Origin of the sequence: Companilactobacillus keshanensis (genome assembly GCF_003946205.1) — a bacterium.
GTDB lineage: Bacteria > Bacillota > Bacilli > Lactobacillales > Lactobacillaceae > Companilactobacillus > Companilactobacillus keshanensis.
This window is the reverse complement of sequence record NZ_RHOS01000008.1, coordinates 45,996-65,064: the sequence shown is the minus strand read 5'-3', so window position 1 is coordinate 65,064 and position 19,069 is coordinate 45,996. Positions and strand designations below refer to the sequence as shown.

Genomic DNA, 19,069 nt, shown 5'->3' with positions numbered 1-19,069 from the left:
TTGGATAAAATATTAGAACAACTAGAGACCCTAGTTGATAGATACAGTGAATTACAAGAATTAATGAGTGACCCTGAAGTTATTAACGATACGAAACGCTATATGCAGTATTCCAAAGAAGAAGCTGATATGCGTGATGTTGTTAATGCCTTTAAACACTACAAAGAATTAAAACAGAGTATTAGTGATAGTGACGAAATCTTGCGTGAAACAGACGACGCCGAGATGCAAGCTATGGCTAAGGATGAATTAAATGAATCAAAAGAAGAAGTAGGAAAAGTTGAACATGAAATCACGCTTCTAATGCTTCCTAAGGATCCTAACGATGATAAAAATATCATTATGGAGATCCGTGGTGCTGCTGGTGGTGATGAAGCTAGCTTGTTTGCAGCTGATCTTTTGTCAATGTACAGTAAATACGCTGAAAAACAAGGCTGGAGTTTTGAAATTATCGATGAAACTGATACTGAAGTCGGTGGTTACAAAGACGTTGCCGTTATGATCACAGGTAACCGTGTTTATTCTAAATTGAAATATGAGAATGGGGCACATCGTGTTCAAAGAATCCCATCAACTGAGTCACAGGGACGTGTTCATACTTCAACTGCAACAGTTGCTATTATGCCCGAATATGATGAGGTTGAGTTAGAAATAGATCCTAAAGATATTCGTACCGATGTTTACCGTTCATCTGGTGCTGGTGGGCAGCATATCAATAAAACTTCATCAGCCGTTCGTATGACCCATTTGCCTACTGGTATTGTGGTTGCCATGCAAGATCAACGTTCACAACAACAAAACCGTGAAAAAGCTATGCAAATTTTGAAATCACGTGTTTATGATTATTATGAATCAGAAAATCAAAGTGAATATGATGAAAAACGTAAGTCGGCTGTTGGTACAGGTGATCGTTCAGAAAGAATTAGAACCTACAATTATCCACAAAATCGTGTTACAGACCACAGGATTGGTTTGTCACTGAATAAGTTGGATCGTATCATGAATGGGGAATTGGGAGAAATCATCGATGCCTTGATTGTTTATGACCAAACTCAAAAACTGGAGCAAATTCAAAGTGGAGAGACTAAACTATTCTAATGCCCTGAAAAGGGCTTTTTTGATGTTAAAACAACAAAATAAATATCCGGAAGACGCGCAATATTTAATGGAAGAATTATCAGGATTTAACTATACTCAACTACAGCTTCATCGTAATGAGATAGTCCCTGGTGATATCATACATAAATTTCGTGACGGAATTGTCCGCCTAGGGATGGATGAACCAGTTCAATATATACTCGGTTATGCCTATTTTATGGATAAAACTTTTACAGTTAATGAAAACACATTGATTCCCAGACAAGAGACTGAGGAAATGGTTCAGAGGATAATCTCTGACCATTCTAATAAAAAACAATCAATTTTGGATATTGGTACGGGTTCAGGTATCATTGCTATTAATTTGGCTTTAACCTTTCCAGGTGATGATATTTTGGCAACTGATATTTCAGAAGATGCACTAAAGGTCGCTCAGTTAAATGCCGATAACTATCAGACGAATAATGTTTTCTTTAAACAGAGTGATTTATTTAAAGAAATCAATAATGAGAGATTTGATGTGATTGTTTCTAATCCACCATACATTTCCTTAGATGAAAAAAAGATAATGGATCCCAGTGTTATTAAATATGAACCGGATTTAGCTTTATATGGAGATAATAATGGTTTAGAATTCTATCAGGATATAACAAAAGTTGCTGATCAATATTTAAATATCGATGGTTCACTTTATATGGAATTTGGATATCATCAAAAATCTGAAATAAAACAAATTTTTGATGATAATATGCCCAAATATCAGGTAAAATTCTATAAGGATATTAATGGTAATGATCGGTATCTTAAAGCAAAGAAGGAGAGGGTGTAGATTTGGAAACAGAGATACTAAACGATTCACAGATCCAAGAAGCGGTTAACTTCATAGCTGATGGTCAACTTGTAGCATTTCCAACTGAGACAGTTTACGGTTTGGGTGCAGATGCAACTAGACCAGATGCCGTTAAGAATGTCTATGCGGCTAAAGGACGTCCCAGTGATAATCCTTTGATCGTACATGTTTCCAGTCCTGAGATGGTCTGGCAATATGCTGACAATAATTACAAGCCATTAGCTGAAAGGTTAATGAAAAGTTTCTGGCCGGGTCCATTGACGATTATCATGCCTATTCAGAAAAATGCTTTGTCAAAAGAGGTTACAGGTGGACTTTCAACCGCTGCTTTTAGAATGCCAAATAATAAGGTTACGCTAGATTTGATCGAAAAATTTGGTAAACCTATCGTAGGACCTTCTGCTAATACAAGTGGAAAACCAAGCCCCACTTTGGCAAAACATGTCTATCATGATTTAAAGGGCAAGATAGCTGCGATTCTAGATGATGGTCCAACACTTTTAGGAGTTGAATCAACGGTGATCGACCTATCAGTTGATGTACCAACAATTCTAAGACCTGGAATGATCACATATGATGATTTGATAAAGGTTATCGGTAATGTGAGAAGTGATCATCATAAAGTTAAAGACGAAGAAATTCCAAAGGCACCCGGAATGAAATACAAGCATTATGCTCCTAGTGCACAAGTGATTATTGTCGATGCTACAAATGATTTTCCTAAAGCAATTTCTGAGTATCAGGATATGAAGGTTCCTATCGGAATACTAGCAACTGATGAGATCCTTCAAAAAGCACCTGAGAGTTTCAGAAAATTCTCATTAGGTAAAGATGTAATCTCTGCTTCAAAATATCTCTTTGCGGGATTAAGAAGTCTGGATGCTGAAAAAGTTACCTATATATTGGCACAGGGATTCCCTGATGCTGATCATGGGGATGCATATCGAAACCGTTTAAATAAATCTGCTGGTCAAAAACATTACGAAAAATAAGGAGAAATATAATGTCTAAATTTCAAGTACTGAACCACCCATTAATTCAACACAAACTAACAATCATTAGAAGCAAACACACAGGAACAAAAGTTTTCCGTGAAGTGGCCAATGAAATTGGTGAATTGATGGTTTATGAAATCACTAGAGATTTACCATTAAAGGATGTAGAAGTTGAGACACCTATGGGCAAATCAACACAAAAAGTTTTAGCCGGAAAGAAATTGGCCGTTATTCCTATTCTTCGTGCTGGACTGGGAATGGTCGATGGTGTTTTGGAATTAATACCAGCCGCTAAAGTCGGTCATATCGGCATGTACCGTGATGAGAAGACTCTTCAACCACACGAATATTTTGTGAAGCTTCCTAGTGACATTGATCAACGTGATCTATTTATCGTTGATCCAATGCTTGCTACTGGTGGATCAGCTAACATGGCCATTGATGCATTGAAGAAGCGTGGAGCAAAGCACATGAGACTTGTTGTTTTAGTTGCTGCACCAGAAGGTGTAAAAGCGGTACAAGATGCACATCCTGATGTTGATATTTATGCTGCCTCACTTGACGAAAGAATTACTGATAGTGGTTACATTTTCCCTGGTTTAGGTGATGCTGGAGACAGATTATTTGGTACTAAATAAAAAAAACACTGTTTGAATATTTTTTTTATAGTGTTATTATTTTGAGGTATCAATATGTTTTCAATAAGTAAAGAAAGGGGGGTTATTATTGGATGATAAGTACAAGTTTATTGAGTTCTTAGGGTTAAAATTCAATGTTGCAAACGATTTATCAGCACTTGTTTCGGCTATTCTTGTTTTTATTCTAGTTTTTTCGTTATCACGAAAAATTACCATGAGGCCAGGAAAAGCTCAAAACGTTTTAGAGTGGATGATTGATTTTACAGATAGTATTGTTAAATCGGCGTTTCCGGATGGTTCAGGTAGTCGATTTAGTCTTTACGCATTTGTATTATTCTTGTTTATCTTTGTATCTAACCAACTAGGATTAATATTCCAAATCAAGGTTGATGGTTTCACGTATATTAAGTCGCCAACAACTAATCCGTTAATTACCATGTCACTAGCTTTAATTTCGTTAATGCTGGCACATTACTATTCTGTAAAGAAATTCGGATTCGGCACATACTTGTCCAATTATGCGAGACCGGTGAGCTTTTTGCTACCAATTAACCTTCTGGAGGAGTTTACGAACTTCTTAACGTTGTCATTGCGTCTTTACGGTAATATATTTGCCGGTGAAGTACTTCTTGCACTTATTGGAACTGTTGCTAAGAGTTTTGGCCTAGTATCATTTGTTGTTGCCATTCCGGTAGAAATGATCTGGCAAGGCTTTTCAGTCTTTATTGGAGCCATCCAAGCGTATGTATTTACCACATTATCTATGGTTTATATTTCACGTAAAATGGAAAGAGAATAACTTTTATATTGGAGGATTTTTAAATTATGAAAGAAATCGCGGCAGCTATTGCAGCTGGTTTAGCAGCTTTTGGTGCATCAATTGGTAACGGACTTGTTATTTCTAAAACCCTTGAGGGTATGGCTCGTCAACCAGAAGTAGCTGGTCAATTAAGAGGAACTATGTTTATCGGTGTTGGTCTTATCGAAGCCGTTCCTATCATTGCCATTGCTATTTCATTCGTTATTCTTTTCGTATAATACATACATTAGTTGGCGATAAAAAATATAATCGCCTTTTTTATGTTTTATAGGAAAGGAAGGAGTTGAGAATATTGGCAAGTTTATTAGTACTCGGAGCAAGCAAAATAGCTTTAGGTGATATGCTTTTTATTCTTATTTCTTTTATCCTGTTATCGCTAGCTGTTAAACACTATGCATGGGGTCCCGTCACAAAGATGATGGATGCCAGATCAGAAAAAATCTCTGGAGACTTAGATTATGCTGATCAAGAACGTGCACGTGCGGACAAGCTGGGTAAGGAACGTGAAGAAGCACTTAAAAATTCACGTGCTGAAGCAATTGAGATCGTCAACAAAGCTAAAGACAATGGTGATTCACAAAAGAAGACCATCGTAGCAGACGCTCATAGTGAAGCTGAAACTGTAAGAACAAAAGCCAAACAAGATGCTGAAAAGGCAAAACAAGATGCTATGCAAGATGCCCAAAATGACATCGCAAACTTGTCTTTAGAAATAGCTTCAAGAGTTATTTCTAAAGAGCTTAATGCAGACGATCAAAAGTCTTTAGTTGACTCTTATATTAAGGAGTTGACAGTAAATAATGAAACTAAGTAAATTTCAAGTGGGCAAGCGTTACAGCAGAGCACTCTATGAAGTTGCTGAGGAACAGGGATCTGTTGAAGAAAACTTGAAAGAATTACAAGTTCTTAAGCAAGTTTATCTTGAAAATCCAAGTTTAAATATATTATTTGCTGGACGTTCAGTTTCTCGAAATGAGAGAAAAAAGGTCGTAGAAACTTTAAAATCTGGTTTAAGCGAACTAATGCAGGATTTTTTGAGTATGCTTTTTGATCGTGATCGTATGAATTGTTTAGTTGAAATTGCTGATTCTTATATCGAAAGATATGACGAAGACAATGGGGTCGTTGAAGTTACTGCAACAACAACAGTTCCTCTCAGCACAGAACAAGAAGAAAATCTAAGATCTGTTGTTAAACAACGCTTTTCTGTAAAAAAAGCAAACTTAACAAAAGTAATCGATCCTTCAATCATCGGCGGAGTTGTTATCCGTGTTGGTGATCAAGTAATTGATGGCAGCGTTGTTAAGCGATTTAATGACATCAAAAACATGCTATTAGTTAATAAATAAGTAGAGGTGAAAAGAATGAGCATCAAAACTGAAGAGATTAGTTCACTGATCAAAGAACAGTTAAAGAACTATAAAAATGAACTCTCAGTTGATGAAGTAGGTACAGTTACATATGTCGGTGATGGTATTGCTCGTGCTAATGGCCTTGAAAACGCTATGGCAAGTGAATTACTTGAATTCCAAGACGGTACTTTTGGTGTGGCTCAAAACCTTGAAAGTGATGATGTTGGTATTATCATTTTGGGAAATTATGACAAAATTCGTGAAGGCGATACAGTTAAAAGAACTGGTCGTATCATGGAAGTTCCAGTAGGTGATGCACTTATTGGACGTGTCGTTAATGCTTTGGGACAACCAGTTGATGGACTTGGAGAAATGAAGACTGATAAGACAAGACCTATCGAATCACCTGCACCAGGTGTTATGCAACGTAAATCAGTTTTCCAACCTTTACAAACAGGTTTGAAAGCCGTTGATTCACTTGTTCCTATCGGACGTGGTCAACGTGAATTGATTATCGGTGATCGTAAGACTGGTAAGACTTCAATTGCTATTGATACAATCATTAATCAAAAGGATCAAGATATGATCTGTGTTTATGTAGCAATTGGTCAAAAGGAATCAACTATTAGAAACCAAGTTGAAACATTAAGAAAGAACGGCGCAATGGATTATACCATTGTTGTGGAGGCTGGACCTAGTCAACCAGCTCCTATGCTTTACTTTGCACCATATGCTGGTGCTGCTATGGGTGAATATTTCATGTATAACGGTAAGCACGTTCTTATCGTATATGATGATTTAAGCAAGCAAGCTACTGCCTATCGTGAGATATCGCTATTGCTTCGTAGACCACCTGGGCGTGAAGCATATCCTGGTGATGTTTTCTACTTACACTCACGTTTACTAGAACGTGCAGCTAAGTTGAGTGATGATCTTGGGGGTGGTTCAATGACCGCTCTACCAATCATCGAAACACAGGCCGGTGATATTTCCGCATATATTCCTACAAACGTTATTTCTATCACTGATGGACAGATTTTCTTGGGTAGTGATTTATTCTATTCAGGTACACGTCCAGCTATTGATGCTGGTGCTTCCGTTTCTCGTGTTGGTGGTGACGCTCAAATTAAAGCTATGAAGAAAGTTGCCGGTACTCTACGTCTGGATCTATCTTCATATCGTGAATTGGAATCATTTGCGCAATTTGGTTCTGATCTTGATGAGGCTACTAAGGCAAAACTAGATCGTGGTCGTCGTACTGTTGAAGTTCTAAAACAACCAGTACACGCACCCATCGCCGTTGAAAGACAGGTATTGATCTTATTTGCTTTAACTAGAGGATTTCTTGATAAGGTTAAAGTTGACGATATCCTAGAATATGAAGCTTCACTTTCTGAATTCTTCGATGCAAATCATGCCGATCTCTTAAAAGAAATTAAGGAAACAGGTAAACTACCTGATGAAGACAAGATGAAACAAGGTGTACAAGAGTTCACTGAGAACTTCTTGGCTTCAAAGTCTGACAAGCAAGATAAATAATACAGGAGGTTTAAATTATGGCTGAGTCACTTATGGACATTAAAAGAAGAATCTCTTCTACTAAGAAAACCGGTCAAATAACAAGAGCCATGCAAATGGTTTCTGGTGCTAAACTCTCTCGTATTGAAAAGAAATCTGTTGCTTATCAATTATATGCAAGCAAAGTTGAGGAAATTATTAGACACTTAACAGTGGGTGATGTCTTTGGTGAAATTGCCGCTGGTGGAAACTCAAAAGATCCAATGAGTCTAAATAATCTTCTTCAAGTGCGTGAGGTCAAAAAGACTGCTTATGTTGTTATAACTAGTGATCGTGGTCTTGTAGGTGGATATAATAGTAATATTTTGAAAGCTATGATGGATCTTTTTAAGACCAAATATCATAACGATACAAGTAAATTTACTATTATTTCACTGGGCAATACCGGAACTGAGTTTTTCAAGACACGTGGGTATGATATTTCTTACGAATATCGTGGTTTAGAGGATATTCCAACAGTTGAAGATGTAAAACCTATTGTGAAAACAATTTTGCAATTATATCAAGCTGGTAGCTTTGACGAAATTTATGTCTGTCATAATCATCATGTCAACTCACTTGTATCCAGATTTACTAATGACAAGTTATTGCCATTAACTAAACCTAAGGACACTACACCTGAGGAAAAACATATTGCTAGTGAATATTTAACAGAGCCAAGTCCAGAAGTAGTTTTGGCTTCAATTGTACCTCAATATATTGAATGCTTAACTTTCGGAGCGATCATGGATGCAAAGACAGCAGAACATGCTGCTTCTGTTACAGCCATGAAGAGTGCTACGGATAATGCCGATGATTTGATCTCTGATCTTTCATTACATTACAACCGTGCACGTCAGGCTCAAATTACTACAGAGATTACTGAAATTGTCGGCGGTGCTGCTGCACTAGAATAGTTTAGAAGGGAGCCAAATTAATGAGTAGCAAAGGTAAAGTTATTCAGGTAATTGGTCCGGTTGTTGACGTGGAGTTTCCTTTAGACGGAGATCTTCCTGAACTTAATGATGCTTTGAAAATTACAAAGCATGACGGATCAACAATTACCCTTGAAGTTGCTCTAGAATTAGGTGATGGCGCCTTGCGTGCCATTTCCATGAGTTCTACTGACGGACTTCAAAGAGGTGTCGATGTTATTAATACAGGTAGTCCAATTTCTGTTCCTGTCGGAAAAGAAACTTTGGGCCGTGTATTTAACGTTTTAGGTGAATCAATCGATGGAGGCGAGAAATTTCCCGCAGACTTCAGAAGAGATAGCATTCACCGTCAAGCACCTGCTTATGATGAATTAAATACATCAACAGAAATTCTTGAAACAGGTATCAAAGTTATCGATCTTCTCGAACCTTACGTTCGTGGTGGTAAGATTGGTTTGTTCGGTGGTGCCGGTGTTGGTAAGACTGTTCTTATCCAAGAGTTGATCCACAATATTGCTGAAGAGCATGGTGGTATTTCAGTATTTACTGGTGTTGGTGAAAGAACACGTGAAGGTAATGACCTTTACTATGAAATGAAAGAATCAGGAGTTCTTGAAAAGACTGCCATGGTTTATGGACAGATGAACGAATCACCTGGTGCTCGTATGCGTGTTGCCTTAACAGGTTTAACAATTGCTGAGTACTTCCGTGATGTTGAGGGTCAAGATGTGCTATTGTTTATCGATAACATTTTCAGATTTACTCAAGCTGGTTCTGAAGTTTCAGCCTTATTAGGACGTATGCCATCAGCTGTTGGTTATCAACCAACATTAGCTACAGAAATGGGTCAATTGCAGGAAAGAATTACTTCTACACAGAAGGGTTCAATTACTTCAATTCAAGCCGTTTATGTTCCTGCTGATGATTATACTGACCCTGCTCCTGCCACAACTTTCGCTCACTTGGATGCTACAACTAACCTTGAACGTAAGTTAACAGAACAAGGTATCTATCCTGCTGTTGATCCACTAGCTTCGTCATCTTCAGCTCTTGATCCATCAATCGTTGGACAAGAACATTATGATGTTGCTACAAGAGTTCAACAGGTTCTTCAAAGATATCGTGAATTGCAAGATATTATCTCAATTCTTGGTATGGATGAATTGTCTGATGAAGAAAAAACTACGGTTGCACGTGCAAGACGTATTCAATTCTTCTTGGGACAAAACTTTAGTGTTGCCGAACAATTTACTGGTGTTCCAGGTTCTTACGTTCCTGTTGAAGAAACAGTTAAGGACTTTAAGGATATCTTAGAAGGTAAGTATGATGATGTTCCAGAAGATGCCTTTAATGGTGTTGGTGGAATTCAAGATGTACTTGATAAAGCTAAGAAATCCGGCTGGGAACCAGAAAATGAACAACAAAATGGTGCTGCTGAGGCAGTTGCTAACTAAAAGGGGAGGGGAATAATATGGCTGATCAAAGTGAACCAATGACGGTCAATATTGTCACTCCTGATGGTGTTGTTTATGACCATCATGCAAATCTTATCGTAGCAAGCACCATCAGTGGGAATATCGGAATCATGGCTAACCATGAACCTATCATCGCTCCATTAAAGATCGATGAAGTTCGTGTAAAGAGTGACGATACTCCTAATCATGAAGATGCAATTGCGGTTAACGGTGGATTCCTGGAGTTCAGCAATAATCTTGTTTCTATTGTCGCTAATAGTGCAGAAAGAGCCATCAATATTGACTTGAGACGTGCTAAGTATGCAAAGGAAACAGCAGAGAAGAAAATTCAAACTGCTAAAGAAAAACATAATGTGGACGATCTTGATCGTGCCGAAGTATCATTGCGTAAAGCTATCAACAGAATCAACGTTAGCTCGCATGAAGATACAAAATTATAATAAATAAGGACAAAGATAAAACTTTCGGGTTTAGTCTTTGTCCTTTTTTTGGTACTATGAAAAGAGTTAAGTATTTTTAATAAAGTAAAACATATCATTATGACAGTGTTATGCTATACAAAGTGAGGTTATAGAATGCAAAATCTAGGCGTTAATGCAATTTTCACACTAGTAAGCCATCTAGTTTTTATTTGGCTAAGTTTTAATTGCTTACAAGTAATTGACTGGAAAAAGTTTTATAATAAATCAGTCAGTCCTAGAATGTTGCAACTACTTATAGCATTCTTAGCTGTTGCTTTAGGCTACACTGTCAGTTCATTTTTCTTGAACATAATCAATGTTTCACAGAACTTGACCTTACTTTTCTAATTCTACCGATTCCAGCATTTTGGAGGAAAATATTGTGCAACAAATTATCGTAAATGGACCATCTAAGTTAAAGGGAACTGTTAAAGTTGAAGGAGCCAAAAACGCCGCGTTACCAATTTTAGCAGCGACTCTATTGGCTTCTTCAGGGGAAGTAGCCCTAACAAATATCCCTCCATTGTCAGACGTCATAACGATGACAAAGATGTTGCGTGCACTTGGTGCTGACGTAACTTTTGATGAAGATAACGAAGTATTAACTGTTGATGCTTCGAAAGGAATCACAACGACCGCACCAGAGGAACTAGTTGATAAGATGCGTGCCTCGATCGTTGTTTTAGGACCATTGTTGGCCCGTAACAAGGAAGCACACGTAGCGATGCCAGGAGGCTGTGCTATCGGCTCTCGTCCAATTGATTTACATATTAAGGGACTAGAAGCTATGGGCGCAGAATTCCAACAGAATGGTGGATTTATCGACGCTAAAACAGATGGTTTGAAGGGAACTAACATTTACTTAGATTTCCCAAGTGTCGGTGCCACACAAAATATTATGATGGCTGCCGTATTGGCTGAAGGCGAAACAGTAATCGATAATGCTGCTCGCGAGCCAGAGATCGTTGATCTAGCAAACGTATTAAGTAAAATGGGTGGAGATCTCAGCGGAGCTGGTACTAATACCATCCGTATCAGAGGTGTTAAAGCACTTCATGGTTGTGAGCATTCAATTATGCAAGATAGGATCGAAGCAGGTACATTCATGGTCGCCGCCGCTGTTACAGCCGGAGATATCATGATCAAGGATGCTATCGCAGCTCATAATCGTCCACTTATTTCTAAATTAAAGGAAATGGGTGTTAATATTTTAGAATTAGATGAAGGAATTAGAGTTATTGGAACAGATAATCTTCGTCCAGTAGATGTTAAAACATTGCCTCATCCTGGTTTTCCAACAGATATGCAGGCACAAATGACCTTAGTACAGTTATTAAGTTTAGGTACTACCGTTATGACGGAGACTGTTTTCGAGAATCGCTTTATGCATTTTCCAGAATTTGGGAAAATGAAGGCTGATTATAAGATAGAAGGTAATTCTGTTATTATGTTTGGACCAGCACAATTAACAGGTGCTAAAGTTTCAGCAACTGATTTAAGGGCTGCTGCAGCACTTGTTTTAGCTGGTATAGTTGCTGAAGGCGAAACAAGAGTTTCTAACCTGCAGTATTTAGATCGTGGTTATTATCATTTCACTGAAAAGTTAAGAAGTTTAGGCGCCAATATAAGACGTGTATCAATTGATAAAGACGGAAGAGAAAATCTAGTATTACATACCGTTTCAAGTATCAATAAATTGGCTTAGAAAGTGGTTGATCCACTTTCTTTTTTTATTTATGGCAATTTAATGATGGCGCTTGTTATGATATACTTTTTTTGTTTAGATTTTGGAGGATATAGTATGTCGAAATATCTAGGAATTGATTTGGGTACAGCAAATGTACTTATTGATGTAAAAGGAGAAGGTATCGTTTTAAACGAACCTTCAGTAGTAGCAATTAATACAAAGAACGATGATGTCGTTGCCGTTGGTGAAGATGCTTACCAAATGGTTGGTAGAACTCCAGCAAATATTAAAGCAATTCGTCCTTTAAAGGATGGTGTAATTGCTGATTTTAATATAACTGAAAAAATGCTTCAGTATTTTATTGATAAATTAAATGTTAGAAGTCGTTTTTCAAAACCAACAATTATGATTTGTGCTCCAACAAATGTAACGCCAGTTGAGCAAAAATCAATTATTGAGGCAGCTGAACAAGCTGGTGGCGGAAAGGTTTATTTACAATTTGAGCCTAAGGTTGCGGCCGTTGGTGCTGGTCTTGATATCTTTAAACCCCAAGGTAATATGGTTATTGATATTGGTGGTGGTACTAGTGATATTGCTGTCCTTTCAATGGGAGACGTTGTAACTAGTCGTTCACTGCGTTTTGCTGGTGATAAGATGACTACGGCAATTCAATCATATATTAAATCAAATCATGGTTTGATTATTGGAGAAAGAACTTCAGAACGAATCAAAATTGAAATTGGTTCCGCTATGGAAGCTGACGAAAAGGTCACATTTTCTGCTAGTGGTATCGATATCGTTACTGGTTTGCCTAAAGAAATTACGGTAAATGAAAAAGAAATTCAAGGCGCATTACATGATGGTGTTCTTCAAATCGTTGAAGCTGCCAAAGGTGTCTTAGAACAAACACCACCTGAGTTATCTGCGGATATCATTGATCGTGGCATTATGTTGACCGGTGGTGGTTCATTACTTAAAAACTTAGACAAGTTATTGGCTGAAGAATTACAAGTTCCTGTTTTAATGACTGAAAGTCCACTAGATTCAGTTGCTTTAGGAACAGGTATTTTGCTAGAAAATATTGAAAAACATAAAAAATACTAGGGTGAATAATGAAAAAAGATTTTGGTAGAGAATATCGTAAGGAAATTTTTCGAAAAATAGGTTGGGTACTTCTACTAATTCTGATCTTCTTTATTCTTGGTATGTTAATTGGTTCTGCACTTGGCGGATCAAATCCATTAGCCGTATTGTGGCCTGGAACTTGGGCACATATGCTAGACTTTTTAAGGTAGCACAGTGAAGAAACTATTGATTGGTCTTGTCAGAATGTATCAGAAATTTATATCACCAGTATTACCACCTAGTTGCCGATATTACCCAACGTGTTCCACTTATTTTATTGACGCTGTTAAAATGCATGGTGCAATTTTAGGATCAATCATGGGAACTGCACGTATTCTGCGTTGTAACCCGTTTGTTCGTGGTGGAGTGGACCCTGTTCCGGATAATTTCACCATTTTTCGCAATCCTCATCCCGAAGACTATGAAGATGAGATTATTGCTAAGAAATTTCATAGTAAAGAATAGGAAGATTTAATGGCTAGAAAAAAGAAAGCAGTTGAAATTAATTTAAAAGATATTAGTGATGATCCTGAGGTTTATGAACTTTGGGATGGTAAAAAGTACATTGGTACTATTAAAAAAGAGGGAGAACGTTACTTATCATATGTCGAAAGTAACGACACTCCATTTAAGTCAGTTAAACTTGACGATGCAATAAACGAATTGTTGATGCAGTATAATCTACATAATCATTAATAGGTGTTAAAATGCAAATAAAAAATAATAAAAGAGAAAATGATTTAGAATCAAGAATTGATTACGGAGTCATCTTTTCGGTTATGATGTTAGCCATAATTGGCTTGATGTCTATTTATGTTGCGACGATTCAGGATTCACAAAATCCATTAAAGAATGTCGCATCACAAGTGGTTTGGTATGCAATTGGAGCTGTCATTGTAGTAGTTATAATGCAGCTTGACGCTGAACAACTCTGGCAGGTCGCTAATATTGCCTACTTTGGTGGATTAGCGTTACTGGTTTTAGTATTGGTACTATACAGTAGAACTTATTTTGCTCAAACGGGTGCTAAGAGTTGGTTTGCTTTAGGACCATTTACTTTCCAGCCGTCTGAGGTAATGAAGCCTGCGTATATATTGATGTTGAGTAAAGTCGTAACAAATCATAATACTGAGTTTCAAACTCACACATTGAGAAGCGATTTTTCATTATTAGGCAAATTGATCCTCTGGACATTGCCAGTTTTAGTATTGTTAAAATTGCAAAATGACTTAGGTACATTATTAGTATTTATTGCCATTTTGGGTGGAATTATTCTTGTTTCAGGTATTGATTGGAGAATCATTGGAACGGCGTTTTTTATTGTTGCTGTTGTTGGTGGTGTTGCTCTGATGTTTGCCACAACTGACTGGGGAAGATCACAACTGTCTCATTTAGGTTTTAGGGCATATCAATTTGCTAGAATTGACAGCTGGCTGAATCCCTCACAGGATACTTCTGAAAATGGGTATCAGATCTGGCAGAATATGAAGGCCATTGGGTCCGGACAATTATTTGGTAAGGGCTTTGATGTATCCAATGTTTATGTCCCAGTTCGTGAATCAGATATGATTTTCTCTGTTGTTGGAGAGAACTTTGGGTTTATTGGTTCATGTGTCTTGATATTCTTGTATTTCTTATTGATTTACCAAATGATCCAAGTGACATTTGATACTAAAAATGAATTCTATGCCTATGTTTCAACGGGTGTTATTATGATGATCTTGTTCCATGTTTTCGAAAATATTGGTATGAGCATCGGTTTATTACCATTGACTGGTATCCCGTTACCATTTATTTCTCAAGGTGGATCTGCACTTTTGGGTAATATGATTGGTATAGGATTAATTATGTCGATGAGATTCCATCATAAGAGTTATATGTTTGAAAATGGTACATTTAATCAAAGGTAGGTAGAAAAGTATGTCTGAAAAAAAATATTTATGGACAAAGGCTGGAGAAGAGACAACCAGAGTTGGTTTGACTAAAGTCGGACAAGAAGCTTTGGGTAAAGTAAAGTTTGTCGATTTGCCAATTTTAGGACATGATATTAAGGTCGGTGATTCTACTGGTGAGGTCGAAGCACAAAAAGCTGTCGTCGAATTACAATCACCAATTGCCGGTAAAATCGTTAAGGTTAATGATAAGTTGACTGATAATCCCGAATTATTAAATGGTTCTGAAGAAGATGCTTGGCTTTTTGAAGTGAATAATTAAATAATTATAACCAATACATTTATTGTTGCTTATTCCTTGCAACTTTTTTTCAGAACTGTTTAAATTATCCTGAAATTAATAAATGAATGGGGTAGTTTAAAATGAAAATATTAGGTGAAAAGATTCGCCACTATAGAAAGCTCAGAGGTATTTCTCAATCTGAGCTGGCCGATGGCATATGCACACAGGCAACAGTAAGTTTGATCGAGAAAAAAGATAAGATTCCAAGTATGGAAATATTGGTTCGTATTTGTGAAAGACTGGGTATCACAATGAACCTTGTAATCGTCAATGACGATAGTCAAATCTATTCGATCATCAGTGATATTAAAAAGTCATTTTACTTTGACGATTATCAAGCGATTGATGATAAACTAAGTAAGTTGAGTAATATTAATATCAATAATAAGCAAGAAATCAAATTGATTCACTTTTTCAACGGCTTGGTAGAATACGAGTTGAGTGGAAATTATGATAAGGCCATATTTGATTTCAATCGTGCGATGAATGTTAATATTGCAAACGTTGACATGTATGATATCTTGATAGATATCTACACCGCAAAGGCTTACGTCAACAAGAAATCAACTGATGAGGCCAAGGTATACTTCGAACAAGCTAAGGAATTGATCAAAGCTAGTGTAGAAAAGATTAGCGATGAAAACTATCACGATAGTATTTCTATTTACGCTAATATGTCTGAACTTTCTCTAAATCTGGGTGATAGTGAGAAAGCAGCAGAGTATGCTAGTGAAGGTATCTACATTGCTAGAAAAGAACAATCTTTGTTCAAACTAGATGCAATGTACTGTTCTTTAGCTGAAGCGGGTACACGTGAAGGCAAAAAAGCTGATGAAGATTACATTAAGGCCTATGTGATCTCCAGTATTATTGATAATAAAAATATCTTTGATAAGTTAAAGGCAAAGATCAAGGATATGAACCTAAACATCTTTAAAAATTAATTATTAATTTCAAATAAAAAAGTGAGCTGGATTAAAAATCCGGCTCACTTTTTTTATATGATGAATTATTTTTTCTTAGGACTCTTTAGTGGATTATTGTCTAAGTCAGTTCTAACAACTAGCACATCACATGCAGCCGTTCTCGTTACATATTCTGTAACTGAACCGATTAATAATCTTTCCATTGCGTTTAAACCCGTTGCTCCAATCATAACTAAATCGATTCCTAATTTCTTAGGGAAGTCGTTGGCAATGATTGCTTTGGGGGCGCCATACTCGATGCTGTAGTCAATTTCTGTTAAACCAGCATCTTTAGCTGTCTTAACATAACCCTTAACAGTTTCTTTAGCCTTTTCTGTAATTTGTTCAACCATTGTTGAATCAAAGCTGGAAACATTTTGGAAGGCACGTGTATCAATTACGTGTAGCAAATGTACAGCAGCTTTATTTCTTTTGGCAACTTCGACAGCCTTTTTGAAAGCCAATTCAGCTTCAAATGATCCATCGATTGGTACGAGAATGTTTTTGTATTGTTGTAACATAATATCACCCCGTTATTGTATTGGTATAAATATTATACCTATATCTATATTTTAGTTTATTATGAAAAATAAATACAGCTATCTGTTGATATTTGCTAAATAAATTGAAAAGATGGCCGCTGTTAAACTTCCCAAAAGTAGAGTAATGAAGTTTGCTTTTTCACCGCCTACTAGTAGTATGATAACGCCTACAACAGATATGACAACCAAAATAGCCGATGTAATTCGCATTGCTGATTTCAATGTAGCGTTTTCATCAGGTGAATATATCAAGAATTTTTTATCGCTGTGATACCATAGGTTGTAGGAAAGAGCTAGTAAAAATAAAATAAATAGTGCCATTAGAATCTTAATTACCATGTTCTGTATTACTCCAATTTGTTTTTTTCTTCCAATCATTTAATTGATCCAAACGCATATTTAATGCTTGTTCATACTTACCAGTGTTTTTAGGTTCATAATAAGTTGAATTGACTAAATTGTTAGGAAGGTATTGTTGTTTCACCCAATCATTTGGATAATTATGAGGATATTTATATCCTACACCATGACCGAGTTTTTTAGCACCACTATAATGTGCATCTTTTAAGTCATCAGGAATCGAATTGGCTTTTCCAGATCTGACATCTTCCATAGCCGAATCGATTGCAGTCATGGCTGAATTAGATTTAGGACATAGACACAGGTCGATCACGGCGTTAGCCAGCGGTATCCTAGCTTCAGGTAATCCAACCATTTGTGCCACTTGCGCAGCCTGTACAGCACGTGAGCACGCTTGAGGGTTAGCGAGGCCAATGTCCTCGTATGCACAAACTAATAATCGCCTGATGGCAGTAGTTAATTCACCGGCCTCAAGTAATCTTGCCAAATAGTGTAGGGCGGCATTAGGATCACTACCACGAATTGACTTTTGAAAGGCAGAGATTACATCGTAATGACTATCACCATCTTTATCGGCTGAGATAGCCTTTTTCTGGATTGATTCTTCAATGTCATGTAATTCGATATGAATTCCACCTTGATCATCTTTCTTAGTTGAAAGGACTGATAATTCTAAACCATTTAAAATACTTCTTAGATCTCCAGTGGTGGATTCTACCAAAGTATTTAATGCCAGTTCATCAATTTTAACATTGTATTTGCCCAAACCGTTCTCATTGTCATGTAGTGCACGCTCTACGGCCTTTTTAAGGTCATTGACTGATAATGGATGGAGTTCGAATATTTGGACTCTAGAACGAATGGCAGGGCTTATATTGATGTATGGATTTTCAGTCGTGGCACCAATTAAAATGATTGATCCACTTTCTAATAATGGTAGTAGGAAATCTTGTTTAGTTTTGTCAAGTCGATGGATCTCATCTAAAAGCAATACAACTGTGCCACTCATTTTTGCTTCTTCGGCAACGATCTGCAAATCCTTTTTGCTGTCAGTAGCGGCATTAAGTTTTCTAAAAGCGTATTTGGTACTTCCAGCGACGGCACTGGCAATACTTGTTTTACCAATACCAGGTGGTCCATAGAGAATCATTGATGACAGCATTTTAGCTTCAACCATTCTACGGATTATCTTGTTAGGACCAACTAGATGTTGTTGGCCGACAATTTCATCAATATTAGTCGGTCGCATTCGATATGCTAGTGGTTTTTGCATAATACCTCCTATATAATCAATATGTATATTCTACAACAAAGGAAGAATATGATGTTTAAGAAAAATGATTTTGAAGTTTTCAGTGACAATACTTTATCCGGTCGTCTGAATTTGATCCGACAATGTCTTGATCCCAAGTTTCAAAAAATTGGAGATCAATTAATGAATGCATTGGAGGATAAATATCAGGCTAAATTTTATATGAAAATAGCTAAGCATCAAAGACGGACTAAAAATCCGCCTCCAGATACTTGGTTGGCCATCAATCAAAATAAACGTGGTTACAAGAAGACACCACATGTTGAATTGGGCTTGTGGCCGGATCGATATTTTGTAACATTTAGTTTACTGGCTGATATAAATAAGAGATCTGAATACTATCCACTTATACAAGAACTAAGTTTTAGGGTCATTCAAGAAGGTTGGGGAGTAGCCAATGATCATACTCAACCTGAGTTACTTCCAGCTAAAGAATCATATGCTAAATCGGTTAAGAAATATATGTCAGTTAAATCAAGTGATTTTGTAATTGGCTTTGTTCTAAAAAAGGATTCCAAAATAGTTGAATCAGGAGACTTTGATAAATTATTATTCGATAAATTTATGAAGTTGAGTGATCTAATGGTTGAAATAAACCAAAAAGTCGCCAATTAGGCGGCTTTTTTCTATAAAAAAAACACCCAACAAGTGGATGTTTGATT

25 protein-coding genes are annotated in these 19,069 nt (G+C 36.8%); 22 read left to right on the top strand and 3 right to left on the bottom strand.

Annotated features, from left to right (window positions below; genetic code table 11):
• The 21 genes from prfA to EKM64_RS06090 all read left to right on the top strand — a co-directional run bounded on the left by prfA (position 1) and on the right by EKM64_RS06090 (position 16,172).
• Positions 1 to 1,098, top strand: coding sequence for a peptide chain release factor 1 (gene prfA, locus EKM64_RS06190; RefSeq protein WP_125676686.1), 1,098 nt, complete (start codon positions 1 to 3; stop codon positions 1,096 to 1,098).
• Positions 1,043 to 1,927 carry a peptide chain release factor N(5)-glutamine methyltransferase gene (gene prmC / locus EKM64_RS06185; RefSeq protein WP_125676684.1) on the top strand — a complete coding sequence of 295 codons (885 nt, stop codon included), beginning with the start codon at positions 1,043 to 1,045 and terminating at the stop codon, positions 1,925 to 1,927. Before prfA ends, prmC begins: the two co-directional genes overlap by 56 nt.
• Before the next feature lie 2 nt (positions 1,928 to 1,929).
• Positions 1,930 to 2,940: an L-threonylcarbamoyladenylate synthase gene (locus EKM64_RS06180; protein ID WP_125676682.1), complete on the top strand. Its 1,011-nt coding sequence runs from the start codon at positions 1,930 to 1,932 to the stop codon at positions 2,938 to 2,940.
• An 11-nt stretch (positions 2,941 to 2,951) separates the two neighbouring features.
• Complete coding sequence (gene upp / locus EKM64_RS06175) at positions 2,952 to 3,581, top strand: uracil phosphoribosyltransferase (RefSeq protein WP_125676680.1); 630 nt, start codon at positions 2,952 to 2,954, stop codon at positions 3,579 to 3,581.
• Positions 3,582 to 3,669: 88 nt separating this feature from the next.
• A complete protein-coding gene (gene atpB / locus EKM64_RS06170; protein WP_125676678.1) occupies positions 3,670 to 4,380 on the top strand; it encodes a F0F1 ATP synthase subunit A in 711 nt (236 codons plus the stop codon).
• Between the two features lie 26 nt (positions 4,381 to 4,406).
• Positions 4,407 to 4,619 (top strand): F0F1 ATP synthase subunit C, encoded by a 213-nt coding sequence (gene atpE / locus EKM64_RS06165; protein WP_057765691.1) that lies wholly within the window; start codon positions 4,407 to 4,409, stop codon positions 4,617 to 4,619.
• Positions 4,620 to 4,693: 74 nt separating this feature from the next.
• The gene (gene atpF, locus EKM64_RS06160) at positions 4,694 to 5,215 is read left to right on the top strand and encodes a F0F1 ATP synthase subunit B (protein WP_125676676.1); all 522 of its coding nucleotides are present in this window, start codon (positions 4,694 to 4,696) and stop codon (positions 5,213 to 5,215) included.
• Positions 5,202 to 5,750, top strand: a complete 549-nt coding sequence (atpH, locus tag EKM64_RS06155) for an ATP synthase F1 subunit delta (RefSeq protein WP_125676674.1) — start codon at positions 5,202 to 5,204, stop codon at positions 5,748 to 5,750. Before atpF ends, atpH begins: the two co-directional genes overlap by 14 nt.
• 15 nt (positions 5,751 to 5,765) lie before the next feature.
• Positions 5,766 to 7,292 (top strand): F0F1 ATP synthase subunit alpha, encoded by a 1,527-nt coding sequence (atpA, locus tag EKM64_RS06150; protein ID WP_125676672.1) that lies wholly within the window; start codon positions 5,766 to 5,768, stop codon positions 7,290 to 7,292.
• 17 nt (positions 7,293 to 7,309) lie between these two features.
• The gene (locus EKM64_RS06145) at positions 7,310 to 8,227 is read left to right on the top strand and encodes a F0F1 ATP synthase subunit gamma (RefSeq protein ID WP_125676670.1); all 918 of its coding nucleotides are present in this window, start codon (positions 7,310 to 7,312) and stop codon (positions 8,225 to 8,227) included.
• Between the two features lie 20 nt (positions 8,228 to 8,247).
• Positions 8,248 to 9,699, top strand: coding sequence for a F0F1 ATP synthase subunit beta (atpD, locus tag EKM64_RS06140; protein ID WP_125676668.1), 1,452 nt, complete (start codon positions 8,248 to 8,250; stop codon positions 9,697 to 9,699).
• Positions 9,700 to 9,716: 17 nt separating this feature from the next.
• Positions 9,717 to 10,160 carry a F0F1 ATP synthase subunit epsilon gene (locus tag EKM64_RS06135; RefSeq protein ID WP_125676666.1) on the top strand — a complete coding sequence of 148 codons (444 nt, stop codon included), beginning with the start codon at positions 9,717 to 9,719 and terminating at the stop codon, positions 10,158 to 10,160.
• 135 nt (positions 10,161 to 10,295) lie between these two features.
• Positions 10,296 to 10,529, top strand: a complete 234-nt coding sequence (locus tag EKM64_RS06130; RefSeq protein WP_125676664.1) for a DUF1146 family protein — start codon at positions 10,296 to 10,298, stop codon at positions 10,527 to 10,529.
• Positions 10,530 to 10,563: 34 nt separating this feature from the next.
• Positions 10,564 to 11,886, top strand: a complete 1,323-nt coding sequence (gene murA / locus EKM64_RS06125) for a UDP-N-acetylglucosamine 1-carboxyvinyltransferase (RefSeq protein ID WP_125676662.1) — start codon at positions 10,564 to 10,566, stop codon at positions 11,884 to 11,886.
• Between the two features lie 96 nt (positions 11,887 to 11,982).
• Complete coding sequence (gene mreB, locus EKM64_RS06120) at positions 11,983 to 12,972, top strand: rod shape-determining protein (protein ID WP_125676660.1); 990 nt, start codon at positions 11,983 to 11,985, stop codon at positions 12,970 to 12,972.
• 8 nt (positions 12,973 to 12,980) lie between these two features.
• Entirely contained in the window at positions 12,981 to 13,163 is a 183-nt protein-coding gene (locus EKM64_RS06115) for a DNA-directed RNA polymerase subunit beta (protein ID WP_125676658.1), read from the top strand.
• Positions 13,164 to 13,167: 4 nt separating this feature from the next.
• Positions 13,168 to 13,458 (top strand): membrane protein insertion efficiency factor YidD, encoded by a 291-nt coding sequence (yidD, locus tag EKM64_RS06110; RefSeq protein WP_125676656.1) that lies wholly within the window; start codon positions 13,168 to 13,170, stop codon positions 13,456 to 13,458.
• Between the two features lie 9 nt (positions 13,459 to 13,467).
• Entirely contained in the window at positions 13,468 to 13,689 is a 222-nt protein-coding gene (locus tag EKM64_RS06105) for a DUF2969 family protein (RefSeq protein WP_125676654.1), read from the top strand.
• An 11-nt stretch (positions 13,690 to 13,700) separates the two neighbouring features.
• Positions 13,701 to 14,903 carry an FtsW/RodA/SpoVE family cell cycle protein gene (locus tag EKM64_RS06100; protein WP_125676652.1) on the top strand — a complete coding sequence of 401 codons (1,203 nt, stop codon included), beginning with the start codon at positions 13,701 to 13,703 and terminating at the stop codon, positions 14,901 to 14,903.
• A 10-nt stretch (positions 14,904 to 14,913) separates the two neighbouring features.
• The gene (locus EKM64_RS06095) at positions 14,914 to 15,207 is read left to right on the top strand and encodes a glycine cleavage system protein H (RefSeq protein ID WP_125676650.1); all 294 of its coding nucleotides are present in this window, start codon (positions 14,914 to 14,916) and stop codon (positions 15,205 to 15,207) included.
• Between the two features lie 101 nt (positions 15,208 to 15,308).
• The gene (locus EKM64_RS06090) at positions 15,309 to 16,172 is read left to right on the top strand and encodes a helix-turn-helix domain-containing protein (protein WP_125676648.1); all 864 of its coding nucleotides are present in this window, start codon (positions 15,309 to 15,311) and stop codon (positions 16,170 to 16,172) included.
• Between the two features lie 65 nt (positions 16,173 to 16,237).
• On the opposite strand, the gene EKM64_RS06085 is transcribed toward EKM64_RS06090, so the two are convergent.
• The 3 genes from EKM64_RS06085 to EKM64_RS06075 form a co-directional block, all read right to left on the bottom strand.
• Complete coding sequence (locus EKM64_RS06085) at positions 16,238 to 16,714, bottom strand: universal stress protein (RefSeq protein WP_125676646.1); 477 nt, start codon at positions 16,712 to 16,714, stop codon at positions 16,238 to 16,240.
• A 78-nt stretch (positions 16,715 to 16,792) separates the two neighbouring features.
• A complete protein-coding gene (locus tag EKM64_RS06080; RefSeq protein WP_125676644.1) occupies positions 16,793 to 17,074 on the bottom strand; it encodes a hypothetical protein in 282 nt (93 codons plus the stop codon).
• Positions 17,064 to 18,368 carry a replication-associated recombination protein A gene (locus EKM64_RS06075; RefSeq protein ID WP_125676642.1) on the bottom strand — a complete coding sequence of 435 codons (1,305 nt, stop codon included), beginning with the start codon at positions 18,366 to 18,368 and terminating at the stop codon, positions 17,064 to 17,066. Before EKM64_RS06075 ends, EKM64_RS06080 begins: the two co-directional genes overlap by 11 nt.
• Before the next feature lie 51 nt (positions 18,369 to 18,419).
• Between EKM64_RS06075 and EKM64_RS06070 the strand changes: the two genes are divergently transcribed.
• A complete protein-coding gene (locus EKM64_RS06070; protein ID WP_125676640.1) occupies positions 18,420 to 19,022 on the top strand; it encodes a DUF1054 family protein in 603 nt (200 codons plus the stop codon).
• Positions 19,023 to 19,069 lie beyond the last annotated feature (47 nt).

Bases quoted from the DNA above. Each gene is read 5' to 3' on its own strand.
- prmC (WP_125676684.1), top strand. From the start codon at position 1,043: ATGACCAAACTCAAAAACTGGAGCAAATTCAAAGTGGAGAGACTAAAC.
- upp (WP_125676680.1), top strand. From the start codon at position 2,952: ATGTCTAAATTTCAAGTACTGAACCACCCATTAATTCAACACAAACTA.
- atpE (WP_057765691.1), top strand. From the start codon at position 4,407: ATGAAAGAAATCGCGGCAGCTATTGCAGCTGGTTTAGCAGCTTTTGGT.
- atpH (WP_125676674.1), top strand. From the start codon at position 5,202: ATGAAACTAAGTAAATTTCAAGTGGGCAAGCGTTACAGCAGAGCACTC.
- atpA (WP_125676672.1), top strand. From the start codon at position 5,766: ATGAGCATCAAAACTGAAGAGATTAGTTCACTGATCAAAGAACAGTTA.
- EKM64_RS06145 (WP_125676670.1), top strand. From the start codon at position 7,310: ATGGCTGAGTCACTTATGGACATTAAAAGAAGAATCTCTTCTACTAAG.
- atpD (WP_125676668.1), top strand. From the start codon at position 8,248: ATGAGTAGCAAAGGTAAAGTTATTCAGGTAATTGGTCCGGTTGTTGAC.
- EKM64_RS06135 (WP_125676666.1), top strand. From the start codon at position 9,717: ATGGCTGATCAAAGTGAACCAATGACGGTCAATATTGTCACTCCTGAT.
- EKM64_RS06130 (WP_125676664.1), top strand. From the start codon at position 10,296: ATGCAAAATCTAGGCGTTAATGCAATTTTCACACTAGTAAGCCATCTA.
- mreB (WP_125676660.1), top strand. From the start codon at position 11,983: ATGTCGAAATATCTAGGAATTGATTTGGGTACAGCAAATGTACTTATT.
- EKM64_RS06115 (WP_125676658.1), top strand. From the start codon at position 12,981: ATGAAAAAAGATTTTGGTAGAGAATATCGTAAGGAAATTTTTCGAAAA.
- EKM64_RS06105 (WP_125676654.1), top strand. From the start codon at position 13,468: ATGGCTAGAAAAAAGAAAGCAGTTGAAATTAATTTAAAAGATATTAGT.
- EKM64_RS06100 (WP_125676652.1), top strand. From the start codon at position 13,701: ATGCAAATAAAAAATAATAAAAGAGAAAATGATTTAGAATCAAGAATT.
- EKM64_RS06095 (WP_125676650.1), top strand. From the start codon at position 14,914: ATGTCTGAAAAAAAATATTTATGGACAAAGGCTGGAGAAGAGACAACC.
- EKM64_RS06090 (WP_125676648.1), top strand. From the start codon at position 15,309: ATGAAAATATTAGGTGAAAAGATTCGCCACTATAGAAAGCTCAGAGGT.
- EKM64_RS06085 (WP_125676646.1), bottom strand. From the start codon at position 16,714: ATGTTACAACAATACAAAAACATTCTCGTACCAATCGATGGATCATTT.
- EKM64_RS06080 (WP_125676644.1), bottom strand. From the start codon at position 17,074: ATGGTAATTAAGATTCTAATGGCACTATTTATTTTATTTTTACTAGCT.
- EKM64_RS06075 (WP_125676642.1), bottom strand. From the start codon at position 18,368: ATGCAAAAACCACTAGCATATCGAATGCGACCGACTAATATTGATGAA.
- EKM64_RS06070 (WP_125676640.1), top strand. From the start codon at position 18,420: ATGTTTAAGAAAAATGATTTTGAAGTTTTCAGTGACAATACTTTATCC.